Origin of the sequence: Vulcaniibacterium thermophilum (genome assembly GCF_007923255.1) — a bacterium.
GTDB lineage: Bacteria > Pseudomonadota > Gammaproteobacteria > Xanthomonadales > Xanthomonadaceae > Lysobacter_F > Lysobacter_F thermophilum.
Window position 1 is genome coordinate 1 of the sequence record NZ_VOHJ01000018.1, and the last position, 21,104, is coordinate 21,104.

A 21,104-nucleotide genomic window follows, 5' to 3' on the forward strand; every position below is an offset into this window, starting at 1 on the left:
TGTTGGTGAAGGTGATCGCCGCGATCCGCCGCGCCGGCATGATGCCGCGGCCGATCAGGTGCGCGATCTTCTCGACGATCACGCGCGTCTTGCCGCTGCCCGCGCCGGCGAGCACGAGCAACGGGCCGTCGCAATGCAGGACGGCGGCCTGCTGGGGAGGATTGAGGCCGTGCATGGAGACACTTCCGGATAGGCCGTCAGTTTAGCGGCCACGGCGACGCACGCCGGGTACGCTATGCGTCCGGAACCTGACTCGACGAGGCAACGGATGCTCAAGCGCACACTTCTGCCGATCCTGCTCGCGCTCGCCCTTCCCGCCGCCGCCGCGGAGCGCGCGGCGCCGCCGGATCCCACGCAGGATCCGCTGCTGATCACCGCCGGCTTCCTGACCCACCATCCGGACATGAAGTACCGGCTGCTCGGCATGGAGGCCTACCGCGAGCAACGCTACGAGGATGCGTTCCGCTACTTCCGCCGCGCCAGCTTCTACGCCGACAAGCCGTCGCAGGGCATGGTCGCCGAGATGTACTGGAACGGCGAAGGCGTGGCGCAGGACCGCGCCCTGGCCTACGCGTGGATGGACCTCGCCGCCGAGCGCGGCTATGCGGGCTTCCTGGGCCTGCGCGAGCGCTACTGGAACGCGCTCAGCGCGGAAGAGCGCGAGCGCGCGCTTCGCGAGGGGCAGGCGATCTACGCCCGCTTCGGCGATGCCGCCGCCAAGCCGCGCTACGAGTTCCAGCTCCGGGACGGGCGGCGCAAGATGACCGGCAGCCGCACCGGCTTCAACCGCGGCGTGCAGATCCACATTCCCGGCCCGGCAGGCGGCCAGTCGATCGAAGGCAGCAAGTACTACGACGAGCGGTACTGGGATGCGGAGAAATACTGGGCCTGGCACGACCAGATCTGGGCGAAGCCCCGAATCGGACGGGTCGAGGTCGGCGAGATCGAAACGCTTCCCGCCGCGCCGCCCCAAAGCGACAGCCGTATCCCGGCGGTGAGGCCGCAGATCGACGCGCCGGAGCCCGACGCTCCCGAGGCGCCCGCGGTGCCGGCATCGGCGCTCACGCCGCCGCCCGGGTGACGGCGCGCGACCGCTAAACTGCCGGGATGGCCAAGCTGTACTTCTACTACTCGGCGATGAACGCCGGTAAGACCACCACGCTGCTGCAGTCCGCGCACAACTACCGCGAGCGCGGGATGCGCGCGCTGCTGCTGACGCCGGCGCTGGATCATCGCGCCGGCCACGGCCGCATCGCCTCGCGCATCGGCCTGCAGGCCGAGGGCGTGCCGTTCGCGCGCGAGGACGATCTGGAGGCGCGCGTGCGCGCCGACATCGCCGCCCACGGGCCGCTGCACTGCGTGCTGGTCGACGAGGCGCAGTTCCTCACCCGCGCGCAGGTGTGGCAGTTGTCGGAAGTGGTGGATGCGCTGCGCATTCCGGTGCTGTGCTACGGCCTGCGCACCGACTTCCGCGGCGAGCTGTTCGAAGGCAGCCAGTACCTGCTGGCGTGGGCCGACGAGCTCAACGAGATCAAGACCATCTGCCACACCGGCAAGAAGGCGACCATGACCGTGCGCGTGGACGAGCAGGGCCGCGCGGTCACCGCCGGGCCGCAGGTGGAAATCGGCGGCAACGAGCGCTACGTGTCGGTCTCGCGCGCGGAGTACAAGAAGATCATGCGCGGCGAGGGCACGGTGGAACCGCTGCAGCCGTCGCTGCCGATCTGAGCGGATCGGCGCGCGAGCACGGGCGCATGTCCCCGGTCGCGGCTGAAGGCGCTCCTGCGCGCATCGCGGACTAGCGCTGGCAGCGCGGACACCACACGGTCGCGCGCTGGCCGAGCACGTCGTGTTTCAGCGTGCGGCCGCATTGCGGGCAGGGCGCGCCGGCGCGGCCGTAGACCGACAGCTCCTGCTCGAAGTAGCCGGGCGCGCCGTCGGGGCTGAGGAAGTCGCGCAGCGTGGTGCCGCCGCGTTCGATCGCGTAGCCGAGGATGTCGCGGATCGCCTGCGCCAACGCCTCGTAGCGGGCGCGCGAGATGCGCCCGGCCTCGCGCCAGGGCGAGATGCCGGCGCGGAACAGCGCCTCGGCGGCGTAGATGTTGCCCACGCCCACCACCACTGCCTGGTCCATCAGGAACGCCTTCACCGGCGCGCGGCGGCCGCGGCTGCGCGCGAACAGATAGGCGCCGTCGAACGCGTCCGACAGCGGCTCGGGCCCGAGCCCCTGCAGCAGCGGATGGGTCTCGCCCGGCGCCTGCCACAGCAGGCATCCGAACCGGCGCGGATCGTTGAACCGCAGCACCTGGCCGGAATCGAGCGACAGGTCGACGTGATCGTGCGCGCGCACCGGCGTGTCGGCGGGCAGCACGCGCAGGCTGCCGCTCATGCCCAGGTGCAGCAGCGCACTGCCCGCTTCGCTGTCGAGCAGCAGGTACTTGGCGCGACGGCGCACGCGGTCGATGCGGCGGCCGGGCAGACGCTCGCGCACTTCGCCGGGAATCGGCCAGCGCAGGTCGGGGCGGCGCAGGGTGACCGCGGTCACGCGCCGGCCCTCGACGTGCGGCGCCAGACCGCGCCGGGTGGTCTCGACTTCGGGCAACTCGGGCATGCCGACAGGATAGGCGTTGGCCGTGGACTGCGGCGTGGCCCGCCGCTTGCAGGTTCAGCCGGTTCATCCCGGGCCGCGATGGCCGCCGTTGTTTCGCCTACACCTGCCCCAACAGAGTGTGATCGGCGCCGGCCGTACCCACGCGGATGCCACGCCTGGGATGGCATGATGCCTTCGCCGGATCGCCGGCATTTCTCTTCCGGAGTCTTCCCGCATGTCCGTTTCCCTGCTCGATCTTCTGGCCCGGGGCCTCACCCAGGCCGGGCTCGGCACGCTGGCGATCTACCTGCTCGTCGTCACCCAGCTCACCATCTTCTCGGTGACGCTGTACCTGCATCGCTCGATGGCGCATCGCGCGGTCGACTTCCACCCGGTCCTGGCGCACTTCTTCCGTTTCTGGTCGTGGCTCACCACCGGCATGGTGACGAAGGAGTGGACCGCCATCCACCGCAAGCACCACGCCAAGTGCGAGACCGAGGAAGACCCGCACAGCCCGCAGTTCAAGGGCATCGACACCGTGATGTGGCGCGGCGTGGAGCTCTACCGCGACGCCTCCAGGCGGCACGAGGACATCGAGAAGTACGGCAAGGGCTGCCCGGACGACTGGATCGAGCGTCACCTCTACACCCCGCGCTCGAGCTGGGGCCCGACGCTGATGCTGCTGATCAACTTCGCCCTGTTCGGCTTCGCGGGCGTGGCGCTGTGGGCGATCCAGATGCTGTGGATCCCGTTCTGGGCCGCAGGCATCGTCAACGGCCTCGGCCACTGGTGGGGCTACCGCAACTTCGAGACCACCGACACCGCGACCAACCTTTCGCCGTGGGGCGTGTGGATCGGCGGCGAGGAGCTGCACAACAACCACCACGCGTTCCCGTCCTCGGCCAAGTTCGCGCTGCGCAAGTGGGAGTTCGACATCGGCTGGGCGGCGATCCGCGCGTTCCAGACGGTCGGCCTCGCCAAGGTGCTGCGCGTGGCGCCGGCGCTGGACGTGCGTCCGAACATCCACGTGCCCGACGCGGAGACGCTCAAGGCCCTGCTGACGATCCGCTTCCAGGCGATGACCGACTACTACCGCAGCGTGATGCTGCCCGCGCTGCGCGAGGAAGCCGCGCGCGCCGGCGAAGGCATGCGCCGGCTGCCGCGCCAGTGGCGCAAGGCGCTCGCCGACGGCGGCCGCTGGCTCGACGGCGACGCGCGCGCGCGTCTGCAGGCGTGGCTGGCGGAACGCCCGAAGATGGCCACGCTGGCCGAGTTCCGCCAGCGCCTGGCGCAGGTGCTGGACGATCGCTCGCACGACGCCCAGGCCACGCTGCAGAAGCTGCACGCCTGGTGCGCCGAGGCCGAGGCCAGCGGTATCGCCGCGCTGCAGGCGTTCTCCGCGCGGCTGAAAGGCTACGCGCTGGTGCCCGCGCGCGCGTGAGTCCCGTGAGCTACCGGGAGCCGAACGAAAAGCGCCGCCCGCCGGCGCTTTTCTTCATCCGGCTGGCGTGCGCCGGCACCGTCGCGGTGGCCGCCGCCGCACCGGCGCAGGTCCGCAGCGCGTACGATTACCTCGCGCGCATGGACGGCGACGGCGACGGCCGCGTCTCGCTGGCCGAATACCAGGCGTGGATGGGCTACGCGTTCGAGGCGATGGACCGCAACCGCGACGACACGCTCACCGCCGACGAGTTGCCCGGCGGACGCGGCCGGCCGGTCACGCTGGCCGCGCATCGCGAGGCGCTCGCCGCGACGTTCCGGCGCCAGGACGCCGACCGCGACGGCTTTCTCGACGCCCGCGAACTGGCCGCGCCGCCGCGCTGAGCGGCGCGCGCGTCCGCCCCGTTCGGCCCGATGCCGCATGCCGGCGCCACCGGCGTTGCGGCACACTGGCGCGCGAACGTCAGGAGACCGCCGATGAGCACGCCCGCCGCGATTCCCGTCGACCCCGCCTTCGCCGCGCATGCCCGCATCACCCGTGAGGACTATTCGCGGCTGTACGAGGAGTCGCTGCGCGACCCCGAAGGCTTCTGGCGGCGCGTCGCGCAGCGGCTCGACTGGTACCGCGCGCCGACGCGGATCAAGGACACCCGCTTCGACCCGGCCGACTTCCGCATCCGCTGGTACGAGGACGGCGAGCTCAACGCCAGCGTCAATTGCCTCGACCGCCACCTCGCCGCGCGCGGCGACAAGACCGCGCTGATCTTCGAGCGCGACGATCCCGCGCAGCCGGCGCAGCACATCACCTACCGCGAGCTGCACGCGCGCGTCTGCCAGCTCGCCAACGCGCTGCGCCACCTCGGCGTGCGCAAGGGCGACCGGGTGACGATCTACCTGCCGATGATCCCCGAGGCGGTGGTGGCGATGCTGGCCTGCGCGCGGATCGGCGCGATCCATTCGGTGGTGTTCGGCGGCTTCGCGCCGCATTCGATCGCCGACCGCATCGCCGACTGCGGCAGCAAGCTGGTCATCACCGCCGACGAAGGCGTGCGCGGTGGCAGGCGCGTGCCGTTGAAGGCCAACGTCGATGCCGCGCTGAAGATGCCCGGCACCACCTCGGTCGAAACCGTGCTGGTGGTGCGCCACACCGGCGCCGCGGTGGACATGCAGATGCCGCGCGACCGCTGGTACGACGCCGTGGTCGACGGCCAGCCGCAGCAGTGCGAGCCGGAGCGCATGAACGCCGAGGACCCGCTGTTCATCCTCTACACCTCCGGCTCGACCGGAAAGCCGAAGGGCGTGCTGCACACCACCGGCGGCTACCTGGTGTACGTCAGCTACACCCACGAGTGCGTGTTCGACCTGCGCGAGGACGACGTCTACTGGTGCACCGCCGACGTCGGTTGGATCACCGGCCACAGCTACATCGTCTACGGCCCGCTCGCCAACGGCGCCACCTGCGTGGTGTTCGAGGGCGTGCCGAATTACCCGGACGCCGCGCGCTTCTGGCAGGTGATCGACCGCCACCGGGTGACGCTCTTCTATACCGCGCCGACCGCGATCCGCGCGCTGATGCGCGAGGGCGAGGAGCCGGTGCAGCGCACCTCGCGCGCCTCGCTGCGGCTGCTCGGCACCGTCGGCGAGCCGATCAATCCCGAGGCGTGGCGCTGGTATCACCGCGTGGTGGGCGATGGCCGCTGCCCGGTGGTCGACACCTGGTGGCAGACCGAGACCGGCGGCATCCTGATCGCCCCGCTGCCGGGCGCCACCGACCTCAAGCCCGGCTCGGCGACGCTGCCGCTGTTCGGCGTGCGCCCGGCGGTGGTGGATGCCAACGGCAACGTGCTCGAGGGCGCGACCGAAGGCAACCTCGTGCTGCTGGATTCCTGGCCCGGCCAGATGCGCACGGTGTACGGCGACCATGCGCGCTTCATCGACACCTACTTCCGCACCTATCCCGGCATGTACTTCACCGGCGACGGCTGCCGCCGCGACGCCGACGGCTACTACTGGATCACCGGCCGCGTCGACGACGTCATCAACGTCAGCGGCCACCGCATCGGCACCGCCGAGATCGAGAGCGCGCTGGTCGCGCATCCCAAGGTGGCCGAAGCCGCCGTGGTCGGCTTCCCGCACGATCTGAAGGGCCAGGGCATCTACGCCTACGTCACGCTCAAGGCCGGCGAACAGCCCGACGAGGCCCTGCGCGCCGAGCTGATCGCCTGGGTGCGCCGCGAGATCGGCCCGATCGCCACCCTCGACCACCTGCAGTGGGCCCCCGCCCTGCCCAAGACCCGCTCCGGCAAGATCATGCGCCGCATCCTGCGCAAGATCGCCGAAGGCCAGCCGGACCAGCTCGGCGACACCTCGACGCTGGCGGATCCGGGGGTGGTGGAGTCGCTGCTGCGCGATCGGGCGCCCGGCTCGACGGGCGCATCGCCGCGGCAATAGCGCGCGCCTCATGGCATCGGCGGCATGACCACGGCGTCCTACACGACCGACCTGCGCCCGCTACGGGACGACGATCAGCCGCTCTATCTCGCGCTCTACACCTGTCCGCGCGTCATGGCCCGCATCGGCCCGCCGCTGGATGCCGGCCGCGCCACCCGCGCCTTCCGCAAGGTCATGGCGCACAACCGCAGCGACGTGCCGGGCCACCGCACGTGGGCGGTCGTCGATACCGCCACGGGCCGGGCGCTCGGCATCGCCGCGCTGCATCGCGAAGGCGGGGTCGCGGAAGCCGGCATCATGCTGCTGCCGGCCGCGTGGGACGGCCGCCGCTCGCACGAGGTGATGGACCGGCTGGTGCTGCATGCATTCGATGTGGCCGGCGTCGAGCGACTCATTGGCGTGTGCCTTCGGGGCGCCAACGAGCGCATGTCCCGCCGCCTGCTACAGCCTTACGGTTTCGCCGAGGAGCCCCCCGGGCGACCGGGTACCGTGCAGTGGGGCCTGGACCGCGCGCGCTGGTCGGTCGGCCGTCCGCTGGCGATTGGCAGGAGCGATCCGGCCCGGTAGGGTGGGTTCCGTTCCAGGGGGGAACCCAAAAAATGAACGTGCGAGACGGCCGCGGCCACCTGGCCTGCGTCGGCCTGGGGATGATGCTGGGCGGACACCTCAGCCCTCGTTCGCAGGCCTTCATCGAACAGGCCGACGTCGTGTTCGTCGCCGCCTCGGACGCACTGGTCGAGCTTTGGGTCCAGGCCATGCGCCCCGACGTACGCAGCCTGCAGCCCTACTACGCCGAAGGAAAGGCGCGCCGGCAGACCTACCGCGAGATGGCCGAGGCGATCCTCGCCGAGGTCAGGGCCGGCCGACGCGTATGCGCCGCCTTCTACGGCCACCCCGGGGTGTTCGCACAGGTGCCGCACGACGTCGTCACGCGGGCCCGCGCCGAAGGTTTCCAGGCCGTCATGGAGCCGGGGATATCGGCCGAAGCGTGCCTCTACGCCGATCTCGGCATCGACCCGGGGCGATACGGCTGCCAGCACCATGAGGCCACACAGTTCCTGATCTACCGCCGGGTGATCGACCCGTCCGCCTATCTGGTCCTGTGGCAGATCGGCCTCGTGGGTGATGTGGAATGCCGCCGCTCTCGGGGCCTGCCGGCGCACCTGCAGTTGCTGGTGGAGCGGCTTGCCGACCACTATCCGCTCGAGCACGAGGTCATCGTGTACGAAGCTGCCACCACGCCGTTGGCCGAGCACCGCGCGCTCCGACTGCGCCTGCATGCATTGCTTGACACCGAGTTGAGCATGCACTCGACCTTGGTCGTGCCACCGGCCATGCCGCTGGCCGCCGACCCGGCCATGCGGGACGCACTCGCCCGCGCGACTGCCCCATCCACGGCGCCTTGCGGCGCGGACACCCAGGAGACCCTCACGTGACCGATGCCCTCCGCATGCTCGAAACGCTCGCGACGTCCCCCTATGGGGTGGACGAGGCCGGCTTGGAGGCCATGCTCGGCGCCCTCGAGCCGGAATGCCAGGAGGCCTTCCGCGCGGCCGACATCCGCGCGCTGACGGCGGCGCTTCGTGGTCGCCCGCACGTGATGTGCGCCATCGCGGCCCCCGACCAGGACGAGCCGGAGCCCGCGCGTGAACCCGGCGATCAGCCGGTGCCGGAGCCCGGCCGCACCCCGGACGACGGCGCGGATTGACGCTATCCTCGGCTGCCGGCGACCGGCGCAAAGCGGTCGCCACGCACGTGGAGGCGTAGGGACCGGCCATGCCACACCCTGGGCTGTTGAGCCTTGCACTGGCGGCGGCTCTCGTGCTGCCTGCCATCGAGGCGCGCGCGTCCTCCTTCTCCGATCTGCTTGCACAGGCGGATGCGCTCCGGACACGTGAGCCCGCCCGCGCGGCCGAGCTGCTCTCCCGGTTGGAGCGGCGAAAGCATGAAGCGACCAAGGCGGAGATCCAGTACCTGCGCCTGCTCCGCAACTATCGACGGGCACTGCGCGGGGAGTATCAGGAGGCGATCGCAGATGCGGGCCGCCTGGCCGATGATGCGATCGATCCGAAGATCGGCTATCGCGCGGCTTTGCTGGTGACCACCGTCAGCGCGCTGAACCGCGAATACCTGGTGGGGCTGCGTTACCTCAACCGTGCGTCGCTCCTCGCGGATCGACTCCAGGATCGCTCGCTGAAACATACCGGCGACAACGTCGCCGGCACGCTATACAACGAGTTCGGCCATTACCCGATGGCACTGGCGCGTGCGGAGCGCGTGCTTGCTGACGATCCAGACGGGCGCAATCGCTGCATCGCCCGCCAGGTTCGTGTGCGCGCTCTTCACGGGCTCGGTCGCGCGCTCGACAAATCGCGCGATGTCGACGACGCAATCGCCGACTGCGCGTCGCAAGGCGAAATCATCCTCGTGAACGCTATCCGGTGCACATGGGCTGAACATGAAGCAGCCAAGGGACGCCGACGGGAAGCCATCGCGCTGCTCGAGTCGCACCTGCCGGAAGCGGAGGCGACGGGGTATACACGCTTGACCGGCGAAATGCGTCGCCTGCTGGCGCAGTACTACCTCGATATCGGCGACCTTGCCCACGCCGAAGCGCACGCCCGCGCCATCCTGAGAGCCAAAGGTCAAGACGGCACCTCCCAGGCAAGCGTGGTTGCGAACCGCGTGCTCTACGAGATCGCGCTGAGCCGACGCGACCTGTCCGCTGCATTGGCTTATTACAGGCGCTATGCGGACGCCGACAGGGCCCGGCTCGATGACGTCAAGGCGCGCGAATACGCGTTCCAGCTCGGCCAACAGGAGATCCGCGAGAAGAACCAGTCCATCGCCCTGCTGCAGCAGCAGAATCAGCTCCTGCGCCTGCAGCAGGAAGTCGCGCGCAAGTCGCAATGGAATACCCGCCTTGCGATCGCATTGCTGGTCCTGCTGACGTTGAGCGCGGTGCTGTGGGGCTATCGCGGCCGGCGCACGCAGCGGTCGCTGCGCAAGCTGGCCGAGACGGACGGCCTGACCGGCCTGAGCAACCGGCGCCATTTCCGCGCCTGCAGCGAGGCGGCGCTCGCGCAGGGCCGGCAGCGCGGCCGTCCGGTGAGCGTGCTGCTGTTCGACCTCGACCATTTCAAACAGATCAACGACCAGTGCGGCCACGCCAGCGGCGACTGGGTACTGCGCGAGGTCGCGCGCGTCGGCCGCCTGCATTGCCGGCAGGCCGACGTGTACGGACGCATCGGCGGCGAGGAATTCGCGATGACGCTGATCGACTGCGACCTGGAAGCCGCGCTGCGCGTCGCCGAGGGGTGCCGGCAGTCGATCGCGGCGATCGACGCGCGCGCGGTGGCCTGCGGACAGCCGGTGTCGGCCAGCGTCGGCGTCGCGTCCACGCAGGTGTCGGGATACGACTACGAAACGCTCATGGCCCATGCCGACGCCGCCATGTACCGCGCCAAGGTCGGCGGTCGCAACCGGGTGACCGCCTACGCGCCCCTGCCCGGTTGCGACGAGGACGACGGCGGACGGCGCCACGCGCGCTCGGCCGCGGCCGACGACGCCTGCGGTTGAGCCTCCGCACGCCGCACGCGCCTTGACGCCGGCGCCACGGCCGCGCGCTAGTGTGCGGTCTTCGCCCGGTATCCGCGTCATGGCCGAGAACCGACGCATCGCCGATCACCTGCGCTCGACGGACGCTCTCGCCGAGTATTTCCGCACCTGCCACGAAACCGGCGACCTGCGGCTGGTGGAAAGCGCGCTGCGCGACGTGCCCGAGTGGGCGACGTTCCGCGACGTGCGCGAGGCGTTGCGCGCTGCGGGGCTTCGCCTGGCCGTCGCGCCCCTGGCCGCGGACCCGGGCCGCGCCGAACCCATCGAACGCCGCAAGGGCCCGCGCCGCCATTGAGCGCGACGCGGGTTGGCTCAAGCGTTCGCGGGGGGCCTTCGCCCGGTGCGCGGAGGACTGCGCCGGAGCCCGAAAAGCGGAAGCCCGCCTGGCGGCGGGCTTCCTTGGATCCCCGCTTGCGCGGGGATGACGCAGTGACAAAGGCCTTCGCGCTGCGCGCGAAGGCGTCACTGCGTCACTTGATCTTGCCTTCCTTGTAGATCACGTGCTTGCGAACCACCGGATCGTACTTCTTGATCTCGATCTTGTTCGGCGTGTTCTTCTTGTTCTTGTCGGTCGTGTAGAAGTGACCGGTGCCGGCCGAGGAGATCAGGCGGATCTTGTCGCGCTTGGATGCCATGGCTCAGGTCCTCCTCAGATCTTCTCGCCGCGGGCGCGCAGCTCGGCGAGCACGGCGTCGATGCCGTTCTTGTCGATGGTGCGCAGGGCCTGGGTGGAAACGCGCAGCTTCACCCAACGGTTCTCCGAAGCCACCCAGAAGCGGCGCTCGTGCAGGTTGGGAAGGAAACGGCGGCGGGTCTTGTTGTTGGCGTGCGAGACGTTGTTGCCGGTCTGCACGCGCTTGCCGGTGACTTGGCAGACGCGGGACATACGCACCTCTGTGGTGACTTGGGGCCTCCCTTGGCCAGGGAGACGGCGGCCCCGGCGCCGGGGGCGCCACGCGATGCGGGAGGGAATCTGCTGCGCGGACAGGGCGGGAATCGCGTTTCCGGCCCGGTCCGGGCGGGGCCTGGACGCAGCGAGCCGCGCATTATGCCGGCAGCCCCCCGTTGCGGCAAGCTGACGCCCCGCCCTGCCTGAACCGCCGGAGCCTGCCCATGACCGTCCGCCATGCCGCCTGCGCCTGCGGCCAGCTCACCGTCGAATGCGAGGGCGAGCCGGTCCGCGTGTCGATCTGCCACTGTCTGGACTGCCGACGCCGGACCGGCAGCGCGTTCGGGGTGCAGGCGCGGTTCCGCGAGGAACAGGTGCGGCCCGCGGGCGATGCCGCGGTGTTCGTGCGCACCGCCGACAGCGGCCGGCGCGTCAGCCAGCGCTTCTGCCCGCAGTGCGGCACGACCGTCTGGTGGACCCTGCAGCGTGAGCCGGGGATCGTCGCGGTCGCGGTCGGCGCGTTCGCCGATCCCGGCTTCCCGGCGCCATGGGTGGAGGTCTACCGCGAGCGCCGCTCGCCGTGGGCGGCGATGCCCGCGCTGGCGGGGATCGAATCCCACCCCTGACGGTCGCCCGCCCCGCGGCTAACGCGAGCGCTCGGCCGCGCGTTCGATGCCGGCGTGCAGGCCGTTGCGCAGGTCGCGGATGAGCGCCAGCAGCAGTTCGCGCGCGCTGCCGATCGCCGCTTTCACCTCGGGCTGCGCGGCCATACGCTGGCCTTCGCGATGCAGCCGCTCGGCCTGCGTCCATGCGGCGCGGTAGCGCTCGCGCGTCTGCGGGTCGAGACGGTCCCAGTGCGGGTGCAGGACGCGGTCGGTCCGGTCGAGCAGTTCCAGGCTGCGCCGGTACTCGTCCCGCGACGGCGCCCGGCCTGCGCGTTCGCCGGCCTCCAGCGCGCGGCCCAGGCGCTCGGCGCGACGCAGCAGGGCCTGGGCGTGGCGCAACTCGCGGGCGCGGTCGATGCGCGCGGGGTCGGGCCTCGCCGCCGATGCGGCGTCGACGCGGGCGGGATCGAAGGCAGCGGCGTGCCCGGCGGCCGCGGCGAGCGCGGCGGCCAGCAGCAGGGCGGTCGTTCGCATGGTCTCCTCCTTGAGCGCGGATGGATCAGGGCGATCCGGCCTCGGCGCGCAGTTCCTTCTCCATCTCGCCGAGCACCTCCATCAGCAGCGGCTGCACCGCTTCCATCGAGGCCTGCATCAGCGCGGGGCCCTTGTCGAGCAGCTTCTGCCCGGCGGGCGTGCGGTAGAAGGCGGTGATGGCCTCGACGTCCTCGGCCTCCAGGTGCCGGCGATAGACGTCGCGCAGCAGCGGCCGCAGGCGCTCCCAGCTCAGCGCCTTGCGCATCGCCGCGTTGCCGCGCTCCAGGCTGCGCTGCGCGCGCGCCTGCGCTTCCGGGTCGTGTTCGCGGCCCTGCAGCGCCTGTTGCAGCATCTGGCGCTGCATGGCCTCGATGCGGGGCCACATCTCCTCGAGCAGCCGCTCGGTGCGTGCGGCTTCGTGCAGGGCGTCGAGCTGGGCGTCGGTCGGCGGCACGGCGTGGGCCAGCGGCGCGGCGAGCAGCAGGGCCAGGACGAGGGTGCAGCGCTTGCGCATGTTCGGTCCTCCTTGATCGACAGAAAGAGGCCGCATGTTGGCGGCGCAGCGCGGCATCCGTCAACGCGGCGGCCGAACGCGCGTGGGCTAATCTGCGCGGATGCTGCGCATCGGTCCGATCACGATTCCCGACGCCGAACTGGCCGAACGCTTCGTGCGTTCGGCGGGGCCGGGCGGGCAGAACGTCAACAAGCTCTCGACCGCGGTGGAGCTGCGTTTCGACATCGCCGGCTCGCCCTCGCTGCCGGAGGACGTGCGCGCGCGCCTGCTCGCCCGGCGCGACCGGCGCGTCACCGTCGAGGGCGTGCTGGTGATCCAGGCGCAGCGATTCCGCACCCAGGAGCGCAATCGCGAGGACGCGCGGGCGCGGCTGGCGGCCTTCGTGGAAGCGGGCCTGCAGGCGCCGAAGCCGCGCATCGCCACCCGCCCCACCCGCGCCGCCAAGCAGCGCCGGCTGGAGCACAAGCGCCAGCGCGCTACGATCAAGCGCGGTCGCAATCCGCGCGACTGGGAGTGAACCGCCCCGCATGACGTCCGACGTCGTCCTGCCGTTGCCGCCGAATGCGCCGCGCGTGCGGCCCAACCGCTTCACCCGCTGGCTCGGTCGCACGGTGCTGCGGCTGGGCGGATGGCGCATGATCGGCGACTTCCCCGATGTCCCGCGGCTGGTGCTGATCGGCGCGCCGCACTCGTCCAACTGGGACGGCATCTGGGGCTTCGCCGCCAAACTGGCGCTCGGCCTGGACATCAAGATCCTCGGCAAGGATTCGTTGTTCCGCGTGCCGCTGCTGGGGCTGGTGCTGCGGCGGCTGGGCGTGATCCCGGTCGACCGCAGTCGTCCGCAGGGCATCGTCGAGCAGGCGGTGGCGATGCTGCGCGGCGCCGAGCGCCTGTGGTTCGGGATCGCCCCGGAGGGCACGCGCAAACCGGTCGAGCGCTGGAAAACCGGCTTCTGGAAGATCGCCAAGGGCGCCGGTGTGCCGGTGCTTCCGGCCTACTTCCACTACGGACGGAAGGTGATCGGCATCGGCCCGCTGCTGCCGCTGACGGAGGACATGCAGGCCGACATCGAGCGCATCCGCGCGTGGTTCCGCGGCGTTTCCAAGGGGCGCAACCACGACGCGTGAGCGGCCGTTGCCGCGGCCCGGATCGCATCCGCCGGACAGGCATCGCGACCGCCAGCGCGACGCGCTTCGAACACGCTCCGGCGGCGTGTCCGGTTGCCCCGCCCCAATCCCCCACCCCCGTCCCGAACCCCACCCCGATGCCGACCGACCCCGCCCCCGCGACGCCGCTGCCCGTCCTGCACGAGGAGAGCGCATTCGCCGTGGTGTGCAAGCCGGCCGGGCTGATGGTCCACGACAGCAGGCTCGCGCGCGGCGAGGACGATTTCCTCGCCGACCGCCTGCGTGCGCAGTTCGCGCGGCCGATCCATCTGGTGCACCGCCTCGACCGCGCCACCAGCGGCTGCCTGCTGGTGGCGTTCGATCGCGACACCGCTTCGCGGCTGGGGCAGGCGATGATGGGACGGGAGGTCGAGAAGGCGTATCTGGCGGTATGCCGCGGCTGGCCGGAAGCGGAGTTCACGGTCGACCACCCGCTCGACGGCGGCCCCGGCAAACCCACCCGCCGCGAAGCGGTCACCCGCTTCCGGCGGCTGGCGACGGCGGAACTGCCGTTCGCCGCCAACGGCTTCCCCGCCTCGCGCTACGCGCTGCTGCGCGCCTGGCCGCTGACCGGGCGTTTCCGCCAGATCCGCCGTCATCTCAAGCACGCCTCGCATCATCTGATCGGCGACACCAGCCACGGCGACGGCCGCCACAACCGCTATTTCCGCACGCTGGGCATCCACCGCATGCTGCTGCACGCCGAGCGGCTGGCGTTTCCGCATCCGCACGAAGACCGCCGCATCGCGGTCGAAGCGCCGCTGGACGCCGAGTTCCGCCGCGCGCTGACCCTGTTCGACCTCGACACCGCACCGCCATGACCCTTGCGCCGGTGAACGTTGCCGGCGGGCCGCGACGCGCGTCGGGAATGAGCATTCCGCGGTGTGTGAGATGGCGCGCCCGGAGGGATTCGAACCCCCGACCAACGGCTTCGGAAGCCGCTACTCTATCCGGCTGAGCTACGGGCGCGTGGTGCTGCGGCCGCGGCGTTGCGCCGCGGGAGGCGCATTCTAGCCGCAATCGGCGGCGGCCGGGCGAGGGGCGCGGCGCGGGGGCGGGCGGATTAAGCTTCGCGCATGGGTTACGAGCGATACGAGGCGCGCCCCGAGCCGGCGTGGCGACAGCGCGCGCGGTTGTACTGGGCGCTGGTGCGCGGCGACCGGCCGATCGGCTGGCTGCTGCTGCTGTGGCCGACCTGGTGGGGGCTGTGGCTGGCGGCGGGCGGTGTTCCGCCGCTGTGGACGCTGGCGGTGTTCAGCGCCGGCGTGTGGCTGACGCGCTCGGCCGGCTGCGTGATCAACGACTACGCCGACCGCTGGCTCGATCCGCACGTCGAGCGCACGAAGGGGCGGCCGCTGGCGACCGGCGCGGTGCGCGGGCGCGAGGCGCTGGCGCTGTTCGCGGTGCTGATGCTGGCGGCGTTCGCGCTGGTGCTGACGTTGAACCGGCTGACGGCGCTGCTGAGCTTCGGCGGCGTGGCGCTGGCGGCGACGTACCCGTATCTCAAGCGCTACACCTACTTTCCGCAGGTGTACCTCGGGCTCGCGTTCGGCTGGGGCATCCCGATGGCGTTCGCCGCGGTGCAGGGCACGGTGCCGCCGCTGGCGTGGCTTCTGTACGTCGCCAACATCTTCTGGACCACGGCGTACGACACTTGGTACGCGATGGTCGACCGCGACGACGATGTGCGCATGGGCGCGAAGTCGACCGCGATCCTGTTCGGCGATCTGGATCTGGTCGCGCAGGGCGTGCTGTACGCGCTGTTCCTCGCCGCGCTGGCGCTGGTGGGGCGGCAGGCGCAGCTCGGGGGGCCGTACTGGGCGGCGCTCGGCGTGGCGGTGCTGTTGGTGGCGTGGGAGTTCCGGCAGGCGCGCGGGCGCGATCGCGAGGGCTGCTTCCGCGCGTTCCTGCACAACCAGTGGGTGGGGTTGGTGGTGTTCGCCGGGATCGCGGCGGCGTTGTGGGAGGGCGGGGCGGGAAGGTGAGCCCCGCGCCTGCGGCGCGGGCCCCCTCACCCCAACCCTCTCCCCCACGCGTGGGGGAGAGGGAAAAGAAAACGAGCGAGGGCACGAGGTGAGCGCAGACATCGCGACTTCCGATCCCTGGACGGTACGCGCCGCGCTGCGCTGTGCGGCCTGGGCCGAGCGCTGGTTTCCCGATGCGTGGGTGTTCGCCGCGCTTGGGGTGGTGCTGGTCGCGGCGGCGGCGCTGGCGACCGGCGCTTCGCCCAAGGCCACGGTGGAGGCGTTCGGCAGCGGCTTCTGGAGCCTGATTCCGTTCACCATGCAGATGGCGTTCGTGGTGATCGGCGGTTACGTGCTGGCGAGCGCGCCGCCGGTCGCACGCATGATCGAGCGGCTGGCGCGGTGGCCGCGCAGCGGTCGCGGCGCGGTGACGTTCGTGGCGCTGGCGAGCATGCTGACCTCATTGCTGTCGTGGGGCTTCTCGCTGGTGTTCAGCGGGCTGCTGGTGCGCGCGCTGGCGAAGCGCACCGGGCTGGCGATGGATTACCGCGCCGCGGGCGCGGCGGCGTACCTGGGGCTCGGCTCGGTGTGGGCGATGGGACTCAGCTCCTCGGCCGCGCAGTTGCAGGCCAATCCGGCGAGCATGCCGCCGGGGCTGCTGGAGATCACCGGCGTGCTGCCGTTCACGCAGACGATCTTCCTGTGGCAGTCGCTGGCGCTGACGGCGGTGCTGATCGCGGTGTCGGCGGCGCTCGCGTGGTGGACCGCGCCGGGTGCGGCGCAGGCGCGCACCGCGGCGGACTTCGCCGACGCGCGGCTCGAGGCGCAGGCGCCGCCCGCGTCGCGCACGCGGCCGGGCGAATGGCTGGAGTTCAGTCCGCTGCTGACCGTGCTGCTGTCGCTGCTGGCGTTCGGCTGGCTCGGCTACCGCTTCGCTTCCGCGCCGTGGGCGCAGGTGATCGCCGACCTCAACACCTACAACCTGCTGTTCCTCTCGCTCGGCCTGCTGCTGCACGGCCGGCCGCGCGGCTTCCTCGATGCGGTCAACCGCGCGGTGCCGGGCACGGCCGGCGTGCTGGTGCAGTTCCCGCTGTACGGCGTGATCGCGACCGTGCTGACGCAGGTGCCGGGCGCGGACGGGCAGACGTTGGCGCACCGGCTGTCGGAGCTGTTCGTGCGGGTGGCCACGCAGGACAGCTTCGCGCCGGTGATCGGCGCCTACTCGGCGGTGCTCGGCTTCTTCGTGCCGTCCGGGGGCGGCAAGTGGATCATCGAGGCGCCGTACGTGATGGAGGCGGCCAACGCGCTGCGGGTGCACCTGGGCTGGACCGTGCAGATCTACAACGCCGCCGAGGCGCTGCCGAATCTCATCAATCCGTTCTGGATGCTGCCGCTGCTGGGCGTGCTCGGGCTGAAGGCGCGCGACATCGTCGGCTTCACCTTCGTGCAGTTCGTCGTGCACGTGCCGCTGGTGCTGCTGATGCTGTGGCTGTTCGGGCTGACGCTCGACTACGTGCCGCCGGTCGCGCCCTGAGCACGCCTCCCCGCACGGCGATGACTTCAGGCACAGGGCGGACGCGGTCGCTCGCGCGAGGCTGGCCGTCTGCTCCGGTATCCGCTTCCGACACGTTTGCGTTCCGCGCTGGCCCGAGCCTCGCGCGACGCGGACGCGCCTTCCTCACGCTGTGCCGACGTCCCAGGAGAAATGCGATGAGACCGAACCCCTGGCTGCTGGCCACCCTGGCGTTCGTCGCCGCGGTGCCGGCGCTCGCGCAGAACGCGCCGACCCGCGAGCACTTCGCACCGCGCGGGCTGGAAGCGGCGTATCACGACTGGCACTACACGCCGGTGCTGAAAGTGGGCGACACGGTGATCGTGTCCGGCATTCCGGCCGTGCGCGGCGACAGCTACGAGGCGAAGGTGCGCGGGATGTTCGAGGACCTGAAGCGGCATCTCGCCAGCGCCGGCGCGACGCTGGCCGACGTGGTCGAACTCACCAGCTTCCACGTCGCCAGGGACGGGGCGCAGTTCCGCGACCAGTTCACGAAGCTGGCGCCGATCCACCACGAGTACTTCCCGGACCACTACCCCGCCTGGAGCGCGGTCGGCACCAGCGCGCTGCTTGCGCCGGGCGCGGTGGTGGAACTGCGGGCGGTGGCGGTGATCGGCTCCGGCAAGCGGCCGCGCGCGGCCATCGCGCCGCCGAAGGCGCGCAAGCCGGACTGAAGACTGCCGCCTACGGGACCCGCGCGCAGGTCCACACCTCGACGCGCTCGACCCCGGCGCGCCTGAGCGCGCGCACCGCGGCGTGCGCGGTGGCGCCGGTGGTCATGACGTCGTCGAACACCGCCACGTGCGCGGGCAGCGCGGCACCTGCGCGCACCGCGAAGGCATCGCGCAGGTTGCGGCGGCGCTGCGCGGCCGTCAGCGCGCTCTGTGCGGCGGTGGCGCGGCGGCGCAACAGGGCGTCGGCCAGCAGCGGCACGCCGAGCGCGCGGGCGAGCGGTTCTGCCAGCTCCAGCGCCTGGTCGTAGCCGCGTGCGCGCAGCCGGCCGCGGTGCAACGGGACCGGGACGATCGCCTGCGGACGCGGGGCGTCGCGCCAGAGCGCCGCCATCAGCCCCGCCAGCAGGCGCGCGGCCGCCAGATCGCCGTGGAACTTGGCGCGCGGCAGCAGCCGCCGCAGCGCGTCCCGGTACACGAACGCGGCGCGTGCGGCGTGCTGCGGCGGCGCGCGGCGCAGGCAGGCGCCGCAGACCTGCCCGGCCTGCGCGGGCGGCAGCGGGATGGCGCAGGTCGGGCAGGCGTGGCGGTTCCACGGCAGCGCCGCGCTGCAGGCGGCGCAGAGGTCGCGCCCGTCGCCGCGTTCGCGGCAGACCAGGCAGCGCGGCGGGAACAGCAGGGCGGCGATCCGACCGGCGGCCGCCATTCCTCGACCGCCGTCAACTCCGGACGCCGGCGTTTGGTTGACAGTGTCCGGCATGCTTTCCAGACTGCCCGGCCTTTCCCGCCGCGTCCCTCGGATTTCGCCCATGCCCGTGCTCAGTGAACTGCCCGCCGTGCGCCACGACTGGTCGCAGGCGGAGGTCGAGGCGCTGTTCGACCTGCCCTTCCCCGAACTGCTGCACCGCGCCGCGAGCGTGCATCGCGCCCACTTCGACCCGGCCGAGGTGCAGGTCAGCACCCTGCTGTCGGTGAAGACCGGCGGCTGCCCGGAGGACTGCGCGTACTGCCCGCAGGCCGCGCGCTACCACACCGGCGTGCAGGCGACCAAGCTGATGGAGCTCGAGCAGGTGGTGGAGAAGGCGAAGCAGGCCAAGGCCGCCGGCGCCACCCGCTTCTGCATGGGCGCGGCGTGGCGCTCGCCGAAGGACCGCGACATTCCCAAGGTCGCGGCGATGATCCGCGAGGTGAAGGCGCTCGGCCTGGAGACCTGCGCCACGCTCGGCATGCTCAGCGCCGAGCAGGCGCAGGCGCTGAAGGGCGCGGGGCTGGACTACTACAACCACAACCTCGACACCGCGCCGGAGTTCTACGGCGAGATCATCCACACCCGCGAATTCCAGGACCGGCTCGACACGCTCGAACACGTGCGCGACGCCGGCCTGAAGACCTGCTGCGGCGGCATCGTCGGCATGGGCGAGACGCGCGCCCAGCGCGCGGCGTTCCTGCGCACGCTCGCCAACCTGCCGGCGCATCCGGATTCGGTGCCGATCAACCGGCTGGTCGAAGTGCAAGGCACGCCGCTGGCCGAGAAGGGCACTTCGAAGGAACTGGATCCGTTCGAGTTCGTGCGCACGATCGCCGTCGCGCGCCTGCTGATGCCGCGTTCGATGGTGCGGCTGTCGGCCGGGCGCGAGTCGATGAGCGACGAGCTGCAGGCGCTGTGCTTCCTCGCCGGCGCCAATTCGATCTTCTACGGCGAGAAGCTGCTGACCACCGGCAATCCGGACGTCGAGCGCGACCAGGCGCTGTTCGCGCGGCTGGGCCTGAAGCCGATGCCGGTGGTGGAAACCGGCGGCACCGTGCACGCCGACATCGTCGAAGCCGGCCCGGCGCCGGCCTGCGCGGCGTAGCCATGAGCGCGCCGCGTCCGGATCTGCGGCAACGGATCGCCGAGGCGCGCGCCGGGCGCGAGGCCCGGCACGCGGTGCGCGTGCGCCGCACGGTCGAACGCCGGCAGGGCGTGCGCGCGCAGGTGGACGGGCGTTGGGTGGTCGCCTTCAACGGCAACGACTACCTCGGCCTGGCCCAGCATCCGCTCACCCTGCATTCGGCGCAGGAGGCGATGGACCGCTACGGCATCGGCGGCACCGCCTCGCACCTGGTCAGCGGCCACACGCTGGTGCACGAGCACCTCGAGCGCGAGCTGGCGCAGTGGCTCGGCTACGAGCGCGGGCTGGCGTTCGGCTGCGGCTACATGGCCAACCTCGCCGCGGTGCAGGCGCTGCTGGGCGATGGCGACGTCTGCGTGCAGGACCGCCTCAACCACGCCAGCCTGATCGACGCCGCGCGCCTGGCCGGCTGCAGGCTGGCGCGCTATCCGCACGGCGATGCCGAAGGCGCGCTGCGGCAGTTGCGCGCCAATCCCGACGGCGCGGCGATGCTGGTCACCGACGGCGTGTTCAGCATGGACGGCGACATCGCGCCGCTGAAGCAGCTCGCGCTGGCCGCGCGCATCCAGCGCGCGATCCTGTACGTCGACGACGCCCACGGTGTCGGCGTGATCGGTCCGGACGGGCGAGGCAGCGTCGCCCATGCGGGCTGGACCTCCGAGCAGGTGCCGCTGTTGCTGGTCACGCTCGGCAAGGCGCTGGGCGGCTTCGGTGCGGTGCTGCTCGGCGAGGAGGCGCTGATCCAGCACTTCCAGGAAACCGCGCGGCCGTACGTCTACACCACCGCGCTGCCGCCGGCGCTGGCGGCCGCCAGCCTCGGCGCGGTGCGCGCGGTGCAGCGTCAGCCGGCGCTGCGCAAGCGCCTGCACGAGGCGACCGCGCGCTTCCGCGCCCGCGCGCAGCGGCATGGGCTGCCGCTGATGGATTCGCCCACGCCGATCCAGCCGCTGCTGTTCGGCGACAACGCGCGCACGCTGGCGGTGGCGCGCGCGGTGTTCGACGCCGGCTACTGGGTCAGCGCGATCCGGCCGCCGACCGTGCCCGAAGGCCAGGCGCGCATCCGCGTCACGCTGTCGGCCGCGCACAGCGATGCGCAGATCGACGGGCTGGTGGACGCGCTGGCGCGGGCGGTGGAGGCGGTCGGCGCGGCGCCGGCGACGCCGTGACCGCCGCGCCTGCGGCGCGGCGCCCTCACCCCACCCCCTCTCCCGCCGCAGC

The 21,104-nt window shown here is 71.7% G+C and carries 26 protein-coding genes and 1 tRNA gene; 19 read left to right on the forward strand and 8 right to left on the reverse strand.

Annotated elements, in window-relative coordinates; all coding sequences use genetic code 11:
- A partial coding sequence (locus tag FQY64_RS08745; RefSeq protein WP_146473885.1) for a UvrD-helicase domain-containing protein occupies positions 1-175 on the reverse strand: 175 nt, incomplete at its 3' end.
- A 93-nt stretch (positions 176-268) separates the two neighbouring features.
- On the opposite strand from FQY64_RS08745, the gene FQY64_RS08750 reads away from it, so the two are divergent.
- Entirely contained in the window at positions 269-1,081 is an 813-nt protein-coding gene (locus FQY64_RS08750) for an SEL1-like repeat protein (RefSeq protein WP_146473886.1), read from the forward strand.
- 26 nt (positions 1,082-1,107) lie between these two features.
- The gene (locus FQY64_RS08755; RefSeq protein WP_146473887.1) at positions 1,108-1,728 is read left to right on the forward strand and encodes a thymidine kinase; all 621 of its coding nucleotides are present in this window, start codon (positions 1,108-1,110) and stop codon (positions 1,726-1,728) included.
- A gap of 70 nt (positions 1,729-1,798) precedes the next feature.
- Here the strand turns inward: FQY64_RS08755 and mutM are convergent, their stop codons facing one another.
- Positions 1,799-2,611: a bifunctional DNA-formamidopyrimidine glycosylase/DNA-(apurinic or apyrimidinic site) lyase gene (gene mutM / locus FQY64_RS08760; protein ID WP_146473888.1), complete on the reverse strand. Its 813-nt coding sequence runs from the start codon at positions 2,609-2,611 to the stop codon at positions 1,799-1,801.
- A 214-nt stretch (positions 2,612-2,825) separates the two neighbouring features.
- Between mutM and FQY64_RS08765 the strand changes: the two genes are divergently transcribed.
- From FQY64_RS08765 to FQY64_RS08800, 8 genes are all read left to right on the forward strand, one after another.
- Positions 2,826-4,031, forward strand: coding sequence for a DesA family fatty acid desaturase (locus tag FQY64_RS08765; protein WP_146473889.1), 1,206 nt, complete (start codon positions 2,826-2,828; stop codon positions 4,029-4,031).
- Between the two features lie 56 nt (positions 4,032-4,087).
- A complete protein-coding gene (locus FQY64_RS08770) occupies positions 4,088-4,414 on the forward strand; it encodes an EF-hand domain-containing protein (RefSeq protein WP_229814974.1) in 327 nt (108 codons plus the stop codon).
- A 93-nt stretch (positions 4,415-4,507) separates the two neighbouring features.
- A complete protein-coding gene (gene acs / locus FQY64_RS08775; protein WP_146473890.1) occupies positions 4,508-6,481 on the forward strand; it encodes an acetate--CoA ligase in 1,974 nt (657 codons plus the stop codon).
- Positions 6,482-6,505: 24 nt separating this feature from the next.
- Complete coding sequence (locus FQY64_RS08780; protein WP_146473891.1) at positions 6,506-7,048, forward strand: GNAT family N-acetyltransferase; 543 nt, start codon at positions 6,506-6,508, stop codon at positions 7,046-7,048.
- Positions 7,049-7,080: 32 nt separating this feature from the next.
- On the forward strand, positions 7,081-7,917 hold the full coding sequence (locus FQY64_RS08785) for an SAM-dependent methyltransferase (protein ID WP_146473892.1): 837 nt from the start codon (positions 7,081-7,083) through the stop codon (positions 7,915-7,917).
- On the forward strand, positions 7,914-8,189 hold the full coding sequence (locus tag FQY64_RS08790; protein ID WP_146473893.1) for a hypothetical protein: 276 nt from the start codon (positions 7,914-7,916) through the stop codon (positions 8,187-8,189). The genes FQY64_RS08785 and FQY64_RS08790 overlap by 4 nt, the downstream gene beginning before the upstream one ends.
- Before the next feature lie 86 nt (positions 8,190-8,275).
- Positions 8,276-10,060 carry a tetratricopeptide repeat-containing diguanylate cyclase gene (locus FQY64_RS08795; protein ID WP_186760905.1) on the forward strand — a complete coding sequence of 595 codons (1,785 nt, stop codon included), beginning with the start codon at positions 8,276-8,278 and terminating at the stop codon, positions 10,058-10,060.
- A gap of 79 nt (positions 10,061-10,139) precedes the next feature.
- Positions 10,140-10,394 (forward strand): hypothetical protein, encoded by a 255-nt coding sequence (locus FQY64_RS08800; RefSeq protein ID WP_146473895.1) that lies wholly within the window; start codon positions 10,140-10,142, stop codon positions 10,392-10,394.
- 175 nt (positions 10,395-10,569) lie between these two features.
- On the opposite strand, the gene rpmG is transcribed toward FQY64_RS08800, so the two are convergent.
- Positions 10,570-10,734 carry a 50S ribosomal protein L33 gene (gene rpmG, locus FQY64_RS08805; RefSeq protein ID WP_146473896.1) on the reverse strand — a complete coding sequence of 55 codons (165 nt, stop codon included), beginning with the start codon at positions 10,732-10,734 and terminating at the stop codon, positions 10,570-10,572.
- Positions 10,735-10,748: 14 nt separating this feature from the next.
- Complete coding sequence (rpmB, locus tag FQY64_RS08810; protein WP_146473897.1) at positions 10,749-10,985, reverse strand: 50S ribosomal protein L28; 237 nt, start codon at positions 10,983-10,985, stop codon at positions 10,749-10,751.
- Between the two features lie 227 nt (positions 10,986-11,212).
- Between rpmB and FQY64_RS08815 the strand changes: the two genes are divergently transcribed.
- Positions 11,213-11,614, forward strand: a complete 402-nt coding sequence (locus FQY64_RS08815) for a GFA family protein (RefSeq protein ID WP_146473898.1) — start codon at positions 11,213-11,215, stop codon at positions 11,612-11,614.
- An 18-nt stretch (positions 11,615-11,632) separates the two neighbouring features.
- Here the strand turns inward: FQY64_RS08815 and FQY64_RS08820 are convergent, their stop codons facing one another.
- Entirely contained in the window at positions 11,633-12,127 is a 495-nt protein-coding gene (locus tag FQY64_RS08820) for a hypothetical protein (RefSeq protein ID WP_146473899.1), read from the reverse strand.
- Positions 12,128-12,152: 25 nt separating this feature from the next.
- Positions 12,153-12,641 carry a DUF2059 domain-containing protein gene (locus tag FQY64_RS08825; protein ID WP_186760906.1) on the reverse strand — a complete coding sequence of 163 codons (489 nt, stop codon included), beginning with the start codon at positions 12,639-12,641 and terminating at the stop codon, positions 12,153-12,155.
- A 100-nt stretch (positions 12,642-12,741) separates the two neighbouring features.
- Between FQY64_RS08825 and arfB the strand changes: the two genes are divergently transcribed.
- The 3 genes from arfB to FQY64_RS08840 all read left to right on the forward strand — a co-directional run bounded on the left by arfB (position 12,742) and on the right by FQY64_RS08840 (position 14,628).
- Positions 12,742-13,158, forward strand: a complete 417-nt coding sequence (gene arfB / locus FQY64_RS08830) for an alternative ribosome rescue aminoacyl-tRNA hydrolase ArfB (RefSeq protein WP_146473901.1) — start codon at positions 12,742-12,744, stop codon at positions 13,156-13,158.
- A 10-nt stretch (positions 13,159-13,168) separates the two neighbouring features.
- Positions 13,169-13,768 carry a 1-acyl-sn-glycerol-3-phosphate acyltransferase gene (locus FQY64_RS08835; RefSeq protein ID WP_146473902.1) on the forward strand — a complete coding sequence of 200 codons (600 nt, stop codon included), beginning with the start codon at positions 13,169-13,171 and terminating at the stop codon, positions 13,766-13,768.
- A gap of 137 nt (positions 13,769-13,905) precedes the next feature.
- Complete coding sequence (locus tag FQY64_RS08840) at positions 13,906-14,628, forward strand: pseudouridine synthase (protein ID WP_146473903.1); 723 nt, start codon at positions 13,906-13,908, stop codon at positions 14,626-14,628.
- Positions 14,629-14,699: 71 nt separating this feature from the next.
- On the opposite strand, the gene FQY64_RS08845 is transcribed toward FQY64_RS08840, so the two are convergent.
- Positions 14,700-14,776 (reverse strand) — tRNA-Arg (locus FQY64_RS08845).
- 107 nt (positions 14,777-14,883) lie between these two features.
- On the opposite strand from FQY64_RS08845, the gene ubiA reads away from it, so the two are divergent.
- The 3 genes from ubiA to FQY64_RS08860 all read left to right on the forward strand — a co-directional run bounded on the left by ubiA (position 14,884) and on the right by FQY64_RS08860 (position 17,997).
- Positions 14,884-15,792, forward strand: coding sequence for a 4-hydroxybenzoate octaprenyltransferase (ubiA, locus tag FQY64_RS08850; protein ID WP_146473904.1), 909 nt, complete (start codon positions 14,884-14,886; stop codon positions 15,790-15,792).
- An 88-nt stretch (positions 15,793-15,880) separates the two neighbouring features.
- Complete coding sequence (locus FQY64_RS08855; protein WP_186760907.1) at positions 15,881-17,305, forward strand: short-chain fatty acid transporter; 1,425 nt, start codon at positions 15,881-15,883, stop codon at positions 17,303-17,305.
- A 176-nt stretch (positions 17,306-17,481) separates the two neighbouring features.
- The gene (locus tag FQY64_RS08860) at positions 17,482-17,997 is read left to right on the forward strand and encodes a Rid family hydrolase (protein ID WP_146473905.1); all 516 of its coding nucleotides are present in this window, start codon (positions 17,482-17,484) and stop codon (positions 17,995-17,997) included.
- Between the two features lie 10 nt (positions 17,998-18,007).
- On the opposite strand, the gene FQY64_RS08865 is transcribed toward FQY64_RS08860, so the two are convergent.
- Positions 18,008-18,700 (reverse strand): ComF family protein, encoded by a 693-nt coding sequence (locus tag FQY64_RS08865; protein ID WP_146473906.1) that lies wholly within the window; start codon positions 18,698-18,700, stop codon positions 18,008-18,010.
- Positions 18,701-18,803: 103 nt separating this feature from the next.
- Between FQY64_RS08865 and bioB the strand changes: the two genes are divergently transcribed.
- Both bioB and bioF read left to right on the forward strand, forming a co-directional pair.
- Complete coding sequence (bioB, locus tag FQY64_RS08870) at positions 18,804-19,847, forward strand: biotin synthase BioB (protein WP_146473907.1); 1,044 nt, start codon at positions 18,804-18,806, stop codon at positions 19,845-19,847.
- A gap of 2 nt (positions 19,848-19,849) precedes the next feature.
- On the forward strand, positions 19,850-21,052 hold the full coding sequence (gene bioF, locus FQY64_RS08875) for an 8-amino-7-oxononanoate synthase (RefSeq protein WP_146473908.1): 1,203 nt from the start codon (positions 19,850-19,852) through the stop codon (positions 21,050-21,052).
- Positions 21,053-21,104: the final 52 nt, after the last annotated feature.

Excerpts from the sequence above, each read along its gene's own strand:
- FQY64_RS08750 (WP_146473886.1), top strand. The coding sequence starts at position 269 with ATGCTCAAGCGCACACTTCTGCCGATCCTGCTCGCGCTCGCCCTTCCC.
- FQY64_RS08755 (WP_146473887.1), top strand. The coding sequence starts at position 1,108 with ATGGCCAAGCTGTACTTCTACTACTCGGCGATGAACGCCGGTAAGACC.
- mutM (WP_146473888.1), bottom strand. The coding sequence starts at position 2,611 with ATGCCCGAGTTGCCCGAAGTCGAGACCACCCGGCGCGGTCTGGCGCCG.
- FQY64_RS08765 (WP_146473889.1), top strand. The coding sequence starts at position 2,826 with ATGTCCGTTTCCCTGCTCGATCTTCTGGCCCGGGGCCTCACCCAGGCC.
- acs (WP_146473890.1), top strand. The coding sequence starts at position 4,508 with ATGAGCACGCCCGCCGCGATTCCCGTCGACCCCGCCTTCGCCGCGCAT.
- FQY64_RS08780 (WP_146473891.1), top strand. The coding sequence starts at position 6,506 with ATGACCACGGCGTCCTACACGACCGACCTGCGCCCGCTACGGGACGAC.
- FQY64_RS08785 (WP_146473892.1), top strand. The coding sequence starts at position 7,081 with ATGAACGTGCGAGACGGCCGCGGCCACCTGGCCTGCGTCGGCCTGGGG.
- FQY64_RS08800 (WP_146473895.1), top strand. The coding sequence starts at position 10,140 with ATGGCCGAGAACCGACGCATCGCCGATCACCTGCGCTCGACGGACGCT.
- rpmG (WP_146473896.1), bottom strand. The coding sequence starts at position 10,734 with ATGGCATCCAAGCGCGACAAGATCCGCCTGATCTCCTCGGCCGGCACC.
- rpmB (WP_146473897.1), bottom strand. The coding sequence starts at position 10,985 with ATGTCCCGCGTCTGCCAAGTCACCGGCAAGCGCGTGCAGACCGGCAAC.
- FQY64_RS08815 (WP_146473898.1), top strand. The coding sequence starts at position 11,213 with ATGACCGTCCGCCATGCCGCCTGCGCCTGCGGCCAGCTCACCGTCGAA.
- FQY64_RS08820 (WP_146473899.1), bottom strand. The coding sequence starts at position 12,127 with ATGCGAACGACCGCCCTGCTGCTGGCCGCCGCGCTCGCCGCGGCCGCC.
- FQY64_RS08825 (WP_186760906.1), bottom strand. The coding sequence starts at position 12,641 with ATGCGCAAGCGCTGCACCCTCGTCCTGGCCCTGCTGCTCGCCGCGCCG.
- arfB (WP_146473901.1), top strand. The coding sequence starts at position 12,742 with ATGCTGCGCATCGGTCCGATCACGATTCCCGACGCCGAACTGGCCGAA.
- FQY64_RS08835 (WP_146473902.1), top strand. The coding sequence starts at position 13,169 with ATGACGTCCGACGTCGTCCTGCCGTTGCCGCCGAATGCGCCGCGCGTG.
- FQY64_RS08840 (WP_146473903.1), top strand. The coding sequence starts at position 13,906 with ATGCCGACCGACCCCGCCCCCGCGACGCCGCTGCCCGTCCTGCACGAG.
- ubiA (WP_146473904.1), top strand. The coding sequence starts at position 14,884 with ATGGGTTACGAGCGATACGAGGCGCGCCCCGAGCCGGCGTGGCGACAG.
- FQY64_RS08860 (WP_146473905.1), top strand. The coding sequence starts at position 17,482 with ATGAGACCGAACCCCTGGCTGCTGGCCACCCTGGCGTTCGTCGCCGCG.
- FQY64_RS08865 (WP_146473906.1), bottom strand. The coding sequence starts at position 18,700 with ATGGCGGCCGCCGGTCGGATCGCCGCCCTGCTGTTCCCGCCGCGCTGC.
- bioB (WP_146473907.1), top strand. The coding sequence starts at position 18,804 with ATGCCCGTGCTCAGTGAACTGCCCGCCGTGCGCCACGACTGGTCGCAG.
- bioF (WP_146473908.1), top strand. The coding sequence starts at position 19,850 with ATGAGCGCGCCGCGTCCGGATCTGCGGCAACGGATCGCCGAGGCGCGC.